This is a genomic window from Streptomyces sp. NPDC001348, from assembly GCF_053597535.1.
The window spans coordinates 149758-158886 of record NZ_JBSFIK010000018.1 but is presented as its reverse complement, the minus strand read 5'-3'; the positions used below and the strand labels follow the sequence as shown (position 1 = coordinate 158886).

At 74.0% G+C, this 9129-nt stretch carries 8 protein-coding genes; 4 read left to right on the top strand and 4 right to left on the bottom strand.

Annotation, left to right across the window (positions count from 1 at the left end; translation table 11 throughout):
• Nucleotides 1-134 precede the first annotated feature (134 nt).
• The 4 genes from ACWC21_RS20665 to ACWC21_RS20650 form a co-directional block, all read right to left on the bottom strand.
• Nucleotides 135-1001: a tyrosinase family protein gene (locus ACWC21_RS20665; RefSeq protein ID WP_450883802.1), complete on the bottom strand. Its 867-nt coding sequence runs from the start codon at nucleotides 999-1001 to the stop codon at nucleotides 135-137.
• Nucleotides 985-1488 carry a tyrosinase family oxidase copper chaperone gene (locus ACWC21_RS20660; RefSeq protein WP_450883800.1) on the bottom strand — a complete coding sequence of 168 codons (504 nt, stop codon included), beginning with the start codon at nucleotides 1486-1488 and terminating at the stop codon, nucleotides 985-987. Before ACWC21_RS20660 ends, ACWC21_RS20665 begins: the two co-directional genes overlap by 17 nt.
• 521 nt (nucleotides 1489-2009) lie before the next feature.
• Nucleotides 2010-2720, bottom strand: a complete 711-nt coding sequence (locus tag ACWC21_RS20655) for a hypothetical protein (RefSeq protein WP_450883798.1) — start codon at nucleotides 2718-2720, stop codon at nucleotides 2010-2012.
• Between the two features lie 181 nt (nucleotides 2721-2901).
• Nucleotides 2902-3501 (bottom strand): hypothetical protein, encoded by a 600-nt coding sequence (locus tag ACWC21_RS20650; protein ID WP_450883796.1) that lies wholly within the window; start codon nucleotides 3499-3501, stop codon nucleotides 2902-2904.
• A 318-nt stretch (nucleotides 3502-3819) separates the two neighbouring features.
• On the opposite strand from ACWC21_RS20650, the gene ACWC21_RS20645 reads away from it, so the two are divergent.
• Genes ACWC21_RS20645 through ACWC21_RS20630 form a run of 4 tightly spaced genes read left to right on the top strand, consistent with a single transcriptional unit; the run spans nucleotide 3820 to nucleotide 9014 of the window.
• Complete coding sequence (locus tag ACWC21_RS20645) at nucleotides 3820-4905, top strand: DUF3344 domain-containing protein (protein WP_450883794.1); 1086 nt, start codon at nucleotides 3820-3822, stop codon at nucleotides 4903-4905.
• 49 nt (nucleotides 4906-4954) lie between these two features.
• Nucleotides 4955-6244, top strand: coding sequence for a glycosyltransferase family 4 protein (locus tag ACWC21_RS20640; protein WP_450883792.1), 1290 nt, complete (start codon nucleotides 4955-4957; stop codon nucleotides 6242-6244).
• On the top strand, nucleotides 6241-7671 hold the full coding sequence (locus ACWC21_RS20635; protein ID WP_450883790.1) for an exopolysaccharide biosynthesis polyprenyl glycosylphosphotransferase: 1431 nt from the start codon (nucleotides 6241-6243) through the stop codon (nucleotides 7669-7671). The genes ACWC21_RS20640 and ACWC21_RS20635 overlap by 4 nt, the downstream gene beginning before the upstream one ends.
• Nucleotides 7672-7676: 5 nt before the next feature.
• A complete protein-coding gene (locus ACWC21_RS20630) occupies nucleotides 7677-9014 on the top strand; it encodes an O-antigen ligase family protein (RefSeq protein WP_450883788.1) in 1338 nt (445 codons plus the stop codon).
• Nucleotides 9015-9129 lie beyond the last annotated feature (115 nt).

The following is a 9129-nucleotide window of genomic DNA, read 5'->3' as shown; positions in this document are numbered from 1 at the left end:
CGCACCCACCCCATACGACAACGTCGGCCTTCAAGACCACAACCAGGTCTTGAAGGCCGACGTCACGCCAGGCCCCGGATTAACCAACAGCATCCGACCGAGCGCCGGGGCTCTCGCCGTTCAGCGGCGCCGGCTCACGCGTACCGATAGATCCGGCCGACGTCCTCCAGCTCGTACGGAGTCACGTCCCACGGCGGCAGCTTCTGGTGCCGGGCCACGATCCGTCCGTGCTGCCTGTCGCCGGAGCCGGGCGGTGTGTCGGGGAGATAGCGGGCGCCGCGGTGCCGCAACTGCCAGCGGTACCACTGCAGGTCGACGAAGGCGTGGTGCAGCCAGAAGACGGGGTCGTTGACGGAGGCGCCACTCAGCATCACCCCGCCGACCCAGCGGTGCACCCGGTTGTGGTTGTACCAGGAGGCGCTGCCCCGGCCGGTGCCCCAGCCCTCCAGCTTGTTGCGGAAGCCCTGGGTGACCGTCGAGTCCCAGGGCGCGACGTCGTAGGCGGGGTCCGCCAGCGCCCACTCCAGTTCGCTCTTCGTGGGCAGGTCGAGCGGGTCGCGGGAGTGGCCGAGGTCCCGGGTGAGGAACTCCTCGTCGCTCTCGTTCACCTTGATGGTCCAGTGGCCCTGCCGGTGGGCGAACGGGCCGGTCGTCACCTGGTGGTCGGAGCCGCGTCCGTCGCCGCCGAGCAGGTCCTCGGTCCAGGGGACGGAGGTGGTCGTACGGTCGCGCGTCCAGTCCCAGTAGGGGATGGTCACCGAGGGGTCCACCCGGCGCAGCGCGCGCTCCATCTCGAGCAGGAACCGGCGGTGCCAGGGCAGGAAGGAGGGCGCCATGTGGGCCGCGCGCAGCCCCTGTTCACCGTCCGGGGAGAAATACTCGATGTGCGTCCGCACGAACTGGTCGTACTCGCCCCGTCGTTTGACCTCCAGCAGCGCTTTGACGAACCGGCGCTTCTCGGCCGCCGTGAGCGTGGCGGCGTCCTTACGCACGTACGCCATGCCGGTCCCCCATGTGCGAGTGCCGGGCGCCCATCGGTCCTGGAGCCACGTCTCGCAGCCGTCGGCCGGGGCCGAGTTCGTCGACGGCGGCGCGCGCGGCGTCGAGCGGGGTCCGGTACGAGCAGTAGTGGTCGACCATGCTCAGCCAGGTACCGTCGGCTCGGCGCATCAGCTGCAGCGGACGGCCGTCCACGGTGACATGCCACCGGCCGTCACCGGGCGCGCCGCCGGCGGGCATCCACATGCCCAGGATGCGGCGGCCGCGGTAGGTCTGGTCGAACGCCGTGCCGTCCAGGGCGTCTTCGGCCACGGGACCCCGGCGGGAGAACCGCAGGGCGGCGGCGACCGGGGCGAGAGCGGCGGTCACCGCGCAGGCGAACAGACCGCGCGTCACGTTCCGTCGTGTGCGGTCGGCCGGTCCTGGCGGCGCCGGGTCCGGTGGCCCCTGCTCGGCATCCGCCGGTGCTCCGCCGATGCTGACGACCATGCTTCACTCCTCGTCCGGTTCGGTTGTCCGTAGCGCTGGGGCCTGTCCGGCGGATCAGGTCGCAGGGCACGGGCGGTGCCTCATCGGCGCTGGTGAGCGGGGCGAATGGGGGTGCCCCCGCGCGAGCTCGGTCCGAGCGTGGGGGAGCGTCCGGCTGCAAGGCGGAGGAGGGCGCCGACGCGATGGGGGTCCCCCCGCTCGAGCGCAGCCGAGAGTGGGGGAGTCGGCAACCGACGACAACGCCGGTGGGGGCACCACCCGCTCGAGCGCAGCCGAGAGTGGGGGAGTCGGCAACCGACGACAACGCCGGTGGGGGCACCACCCGCTCGAGCGAAGCCGAGAGTGGGGGAGGGCGTGCCAAGCCCCGCGTCTGCGGCATGATCCTCCGGACAGGCCCTGACCGCCGGACGTCCCGCGCGGTCACCGCCGCGCGGCCAGGCCGGTGAGCACACCGCACGGACGGAGGGACGGTCCTCGGTCTGCACCGGGGTCCGTCCCTCCGTACGGTGTGCTTCCAGCCTTTACAGCCACAGGTTGCCGTGCACCGGCTTGACCTTGTCCAGCGCGGTCGAGGCGTCCTTCGTCGAGGGGATCAGCGAGCTGTGCCCGTTCACCGTGGGGAACTTGGTCGACAGGCCACCGCTGAGGTCGGTGTTCGCCAGGTCGGGGGTGCCCGGCTGGGTCGCCGGCGCGGCCGCGGGGGCGCTCGGGGCGGCCGGAGCGGTCTGCGCGACCGGGGCGCTCGGAGCGGCCGGGGCGACCGGAGCCGCCGGGGCGCTCTGCGCGACCGGAGCGGCCGGAGCGGCGGGGGCGCTCTGCGCGACCGGAGCGGCGGGGGCGGCGGGGGCGCTCTGCGCGACCGGAGCGGACGGAGCCGCAGGGGCACTCTGCGCGACGGGGGCACTCGGAGCGACGGGCCCGCTCGGAGCGACCGGGGCGCTCTGGGCTGCCGGGGCGCTCTGGGCTGCCGGAGCGCTCTGCGCGACCGGGGCACTCGGGGCCACCGGGGCGCTCTGAGCCGCCGGGGCACTCTGCGCGACCGGCGCGCTCTGCACCGCCGGAGCGCTCTGGGCCTCCGGCGCGCTCGCGGCGGCGGCACTCTGGAGGTCGGGCGCGCTGTGGGCGTCAGGCGCGGCGGGGGCGACGGCGGCGTCCTGGGCGAACGCAGGCGCACCGACGCTGGCGGCGATCAGGGATCCGGCAACGACGGCGGCAGCCTTCAGGGACTTCATCGTGTTCCTTTCCGCGGCAACGCAGGTTGCCGGAGGGGACTCTGTCGCCGTGCCTAACGAGCCGTGACCGGAGCGGAAACCGGAATCACCCTAGATTGCAAGTCCTCATATGAGATCCGCCGTGGAGCCGTTCCGAAGGACCGGCTCCACGGCGGATCCGCGCGGGCGAGGGGTACGCGGCTCAAGGGGTCGACAGCACCACCGTCGGCAGCGTGATCGCGGGAAGCGTGACGGCCGGCACCTCGATCGCCGGGGTCGGCACGGACTCGGCCGGGGTCGGCAGCGAGCTGTCGACGAGCGTGGCGGTGAGGCGGTCGATCAGATCCGTCAGCAGGTCGGCGACCGGCGGCAGTACGTCGTCGACGGTGTCGGCGGTGACCGCCTGCACCAGGTTGTCGATGGCCTCCCGCAGGGCGTCCAGCGCGTCGTCCGTGGTGTCGGCGGCGTGCCGCCGCGCCGGAGCCTTGGCGGCCATCCCGTCCAGGGCGCGCTTGGCGGCGTCGCCCAGTCTCCTCGCCTCGGTGGCGGGCAGCCGTCCGTTGTCCGCCTCGAGTACGGCGTTGAGCAGGTCGGTGACCGGGGTGATCCCCCTCCCGAGGGTGCCCAGGCTCCTGACCTTGGCGACCAGCGCGTCCGCACCGGGGAGCGACGCGTCGGGCGAGGCCGCGTGGCTGCGACCGCGGGCCGGGTCGGCCGCCATGGCGGCGGGCCCGGTGATCCCGACCAGGAGGGCGGCGCACAGTGCGCCGGACGCGATACGCCGTGTGGGCAGAGCACGCATGGGGGTTCCTTTCGGTGGGCCGATCTTGAGCCCACCGTGGAAGCACCCATGGCCGCCTGCAACCGGTCGGCCACCGTTCGGGGTAACGGCCCGGCACGTACGGCCCTCTGGACGACATAGGACACATCGCCTGTTTTGTGCGCTGATGGCGTGATTACGTGAAGCCGACTGGCTTCACCGTTCCGACACACATGTCTGGTTTCACCATACTTGTCCGGTTAGCGGTTAGCGTGCGGACCTCCCGACGCTCCCCTCCCGGCGGACACATCGCGCTCTGCCGCTGCCACCGCCACCCGTTCCGAAAGGGCCACGACGGTCATGCCCCCTTCTCTGGGTCCACTGCTTCGCCGTGCGACGGTGGGCGTCCTCGCCCTTGCCGCGATGTGGGCACCCGGCGGCTTCCCGGCGGCCGCGACGGCCACCGCGCCCGCACCCGAGACGAGCAGCCTCTCCTTCGCCCAGCGGTACCGCGCACACCAGCACGGCGGCATCGTGCGCGCGGCCAACTCGGCCATCAGCTGCCGCCCGGCACCGGCGTGTTCCGACGTGCAGGCGGGCGGGCGCGGCGTCAACGGTGACTTCGACATGTTCTACATCGACGTCGACGGCGACCCGAACACCTACAACTCCTCCCGCGCGGAGGTCCGTCTGCCTCCCGGATCCCAGGTGTCGTACGCCCGCCTGTACTGGGGCGGCAACCTGCGCGTGGGCGAGCAGAAGCCGTCGGAGGACAACGGACGGGTGCTGGTCGCCGAACCCGGCGGGGCCTACAAGCCGGTCGTCGCCGACACGGTCGTCGGACACCATGTGGCCGACGGCGCGGACGCGTTCCAGGCCTCGGCGGACGTCACGCAACTGGTGCGGGACAGCGGGCCGGGCCTGTACACCGTGGCACAGGTCAACGTGGCGAGCGGCCGGTCGGCGGCCGGGGCGTGGGGCGGCTGGACGCTCGTGGTGGCCTACGAGAACCCCGCGGAGCCGCTGCGCGACATGGCGCTGTGGGACGGCTTCGTACGGCTGAGCGCCCACACGCCGAAGGTGCGCCTGCGGGACATCGGCTTCGCCCCCGGCGCGTGGGGCTACGCCGGCCTGGTGGCGTACAACGGCGACCGCGGCACCACCGGCGACTCGCTCACCGTGACGACCGAGCGGGACGGCTCCACCGACCTCGCCGGGCCCGCCGACCCGCCCGACGACGTCCTGAACTCCACCATCAGCGACCTCGGGGACAACCCTCCGGGACGTGTCCCGTGGCACGCCAACAACCTCGGCTACGACTCCGACGTGTTCGACCTCGGCAGGGGGCTGCAGCACGGCGGTGACCAGCTGTCCCTCCGGCTGCGCGCCGAGCGGGACGCGGCGTGGGCAGGCGTTCTCTTCGCCGCCGTCGACGCCCAGAGCTGAGCAGTCACCGCCCGTCCCGAGCACTTCCGCGAGCGAGGAAAACGCGCACATGCACCTGTCATCCACCGGCCCCCGGCCGCGGGTCCTGCACCTCACCCAACCGGTGGACGGCGGGGTCGCGCGGGTCGTGACGGATCTGGTCCGGGCACAGCTGGCGGACGGCCTGGACGTCACCGTGGCCTGCCCCGACAGCGAACTGACCACGCGGCTGCGGGACCTCGGCGCGAACGTACGGCACTGGCCCGCGACACGGTCGCCGGGCCCGTCGCTCCTGCGGGAGGTACGGCACCTCGCACGGCTGACCGGTGAGGTGCGCCCCGACCTGGTGCACGCGCACAGCGCGAAGGCGGGGCTCGCCGGACGGCTCGCGGTGCGCGGACGGCTCCCGACGGTCTTCCAGCCGCACGCCTGGTCGTTCGAGGCGGTCGGCGGGGTCACCGCGGGACTGGCGCTCACATGGGAGCGGCGGGGGGCGCGTTGGGCCACCCGGATCGTGTGCGTCAGCGAGGCCGAGCGCGCCACCGGCGTGCGTGCCGGGATCTCCGGCCGGTGGGCCGTCATCCCCAACGGCATCGACCCCGAGCACTTCCGCCCGGCCCCCGCCGGCACGGTCCGGGCCGGGCTCCCACCGCTGGCCGGCCTCCACCCGGCGGCGCCGCTCGTGGTCTGCGTGGGACGGCTGTGCCGGCAGAAGGGACAGGACGTCCTGCTGCAGGCGTGGAACGACGTAGTGCGCGGCGTGCCCGACGCCCGTCTCGTCCTCGTCGGTGACGGTCCGGACGGCGACCGGCTTCGCGCACACGCCCCCGCGTCGGTGCTGTTCGCGGGCGCGGTCGCCGACGCCCGCCCCTGGTACCAGGCCGCCGACCTCGTCGTCCTGCCGTCCCGCTGGGAGGGCATGGCGCTGGCCCCGCTGGAGGCGATGGCCTGCGGCCGGCCCGTCGTGGTCACGGACGTCGACGGCGCCCGCGAGAGCCTGCCGGCCTCCCTCGCCGACCGGTGCCTGGTCCCCCCGGACAACCCGGCGGTGCTGGCCGAATCCGTGACGGAGTTGCTGCTCGATCCGCCCCTGCGCGCGTCGCTCGGCGACCGGGCCCGCCGGCACGTGCTGGCCACGCACGACGTGCGGCACACCGCCAGGGCGGTCGCGGCCGTCTACCGCGACCTGCTCGGCACCCCGCCCGCCACCACGAGGACGGGACCGCCCCGAGGACTTGAGCCCACCGAGGCCTGCGGCGCCCAGCACGGCCGGCCGCTCGACACAGGCGGTGGCGCCGAGGCGAACCAGTCAGCACAGCGCGTCGCGCCCACCGAGTACAGGGAGTCGAACCACTCGTGACCGCCGAACGTACCGTCCCCTCCCCCGGCGTGCAGCCGAGGGACCACCAGTCCTCACCCGTCTCGCTCATGCCGCCGCGCGGCACACCCACCGGCCTCCGGCTCCCCGGCCCGCGGCCCCCGGCGCGCCCGCACTCACCGGTTCCGCTGCTCGTCGCGGACGGCACCGCGGCCCTCGCCGGCGCCCTGGCCCTCGTCGAGGCCCGGCACCAACCGGTGTTCGTGGCCGTGCTGATCGTCGTGTCGCTGCTACTGCGTCCGCGCGAGGTCCGGCCACCGGTGCCGGGGCTGCTGGAGGAACTGCCCGCCGTATGGGGCCGCATCGCGGTGACCTGGCTGGCACTCGCGGCGCTCGTGGCGGCGTACCGGCCGGATCAGGCCCTGTCCGTCGGCACCGTACTGACCGGCCTCGCCCTGCAGGCGGCGGCGGCCGGTGCGCTGCGCGGCATCGTGCGCGGACGGCGGCACGCCGCTCTGCTGCGCCACCCGCACACGGCGCTCGTCGTCGGCCCGGCGGCGACCGCGCAACGCGTGGCCGCCGCCCTGCTGCGTCACCCGCGGTGCGGTGTGCGGCCGGTGGGCATCGTCGCCGAGCAGACGGACGGCGCCACCGAGGGCCTGCCGGTGCTGACCACCGGTGAGGAGGTCAAGCGCGCGGTCATCCAGAACGGGGTGGGGGCCGTGCTGGCCGTCCATCCCTCCGCCCGCACCGAACAGGGGCCGCTGCTGCAGACGCTGGCCGAGTCGGGCTGCCTGGTGTGGGAGGTCGACCCCGACTCCCCGTCGTACAGCACGAAGGAGCGGCTGGCCGGGTTCTCCTGCCGACTCCTGGACCTGTCGCCCGCGCGCCGCGAGGGCGTGGGCAAGCGGATGCTCGACATCCTCGTCTCGGGGACGCTGCTGCTGCTGGTCAGTCCCCTGCTCCTGGTGTGCGCGGTGACGCTGCGGATCTGCGACGGGCCGGGCGTGGTGTTCCGGCAGGAGCGCATCGGCAAGAAGGGCCTGCCCTTCACACTGCTGAAGTTCCGTACGCACCGTCCGGTCGACGAGCACGAGTCCGCGACCCGGTGGAGCGTGGCGAACGAGAGCGAGATGCGCTGGTTCTGCCGGATGCTGCGGCGCACGTCGCTCGACGAGCTGCTGCAGCTGTGGAACGTGCTCCGCGGCGACATGAGCCTGGTCGGTCCGCGGCCCGAACGCCCCTACTTCGTGGCGCAGTTCAGCCAGACCTACCCCGGTTACGCGGCCCGCCACCGGATGCGGGTCGGCATCACCGGTCTCGCCCAGATCCACGGGCTGCGCGGGGACACCTCCATCGAGGACCGCAGCCGCTTCGACAACGCCTACATCGACAACTGGTCACTGTGGCAGGACGTCTGCATCCTGCTGCGCACCGCGGCCTCGCTGGTGCGTCCGACGGGGAGCTGAACGACGTGACCCACGTCCTGACACCGCTCCCGCGCCGGGCCGCCGCGGCGGCGCCGGTGCTGCCCGCGGTGGCCGTGGTCGCCCTGCTGACCCTGCCGGTGACGCCGGGCGGCGCGGAGCCCGCCGACGCGGTCTCCGGGCTGATGGTGGTGTACTGCGTGATCCGTCTCCTGCGCGAACGGCGCCGCCCGCTGCCGCCCATGGCGGCCGTGGTGCTGGGCCTGCCGGTGGTGGGGCTCACCCTCGCCGCCATGGGGGCTTCCTCGCCCGAGGCCGGGTTCTCCGGCCTCGGGCGCTATCTGCAGGTCTTCGTGCTCGTCCCGGCCGCGGTGCTGCTGCTCATCCGCGACCGGGGCGACTTCCGGCTGCTGGCCTGGTCGTTCGTGGGGCTCGCACTGTGGCAGGGGGCCATCGGCGTCCACCAGTACGTCACCCGGACCGGCGCCTCCTACCAGGGCGAGGACATCCGGGCGGTCGGCACCTTCGGGGCGCAGGACGTGATGGGCATGGCCGAGGCGGTCTCCCTCGGCCTGGTGTGCGCGGTGGGCATCGCGCTGGGCCGGGCCCGGGTACGGCAGCGGGCCGTCGCCGCCGGATGCGCGCTGGCCCTGCTGGCGCCGCTCGCGGTCTCCTTCAGCCGGGGTGCCTGGATCGCCACCGCCGTGACCTGCGCGGTGCAGCTCGTGCTGGCGGGGCTGCGGCGGGCGCTGAAGGTGGCCGCGGCCGTGGCCGCCGCGGGCGTGATCCTGGTGGGCGGGTTCGGCGTCGGCAGCACGCTGCTGCAGCAGCGGATCGACAGCATCGCCCAGGTCACCGACGCCCCCGACCAGTCCGTCGTCGACCGGTACACCCTGTGGGCGTCGGCCACCGGCATGTGGCGCCAGCACCCGCTGACCGGGGTCGGGCTGAAGGGCTTTCCCGAGCACCGGGACGGGCACGCCACCCTGGCGCTGTCGTCGGGCGCCGAGATCGCGGGCGCGGGCGTCAGCTACCGCAGGCAGGCGCTGCTGTCGCCGCACAACATGTACCTGCTGGTGCTCAGCGAGCAGGGCCTGATCGGACTGCTCACGCTCGCCGGAGGCTGGCTGGCGCTCCTGGTGTGCGGGCTGCGCAGACTGATCGGCCGCCGCGGACCGGGGCTCGACTGCGCGCTCGTCGCCTGCGGGTTGCTGGTCTGGCTGCTGACCGACTTCGTGTACGGGGACATCGGCGGCCCCTCGACCGTGCTGACCGCCATGGGCCTGGGGCTCGTGGCCTGGTGGGCGCTGGCCGGTGACGGACGGGCGCGGACCGCGCCGCGGGCAGCCGCGGACCTGCGTGTCGAGGAGGTCGCGGCGCGATGACGGTGAGAGCTTCCCGGCCGCCCGGGTCCCGGACGAACAGCACGGCGACCGCACCGGCGCAGACCGCGCCGCGCACCTACACGGTGGCCGCGCGACTGCACGACGCAGGCCTTGC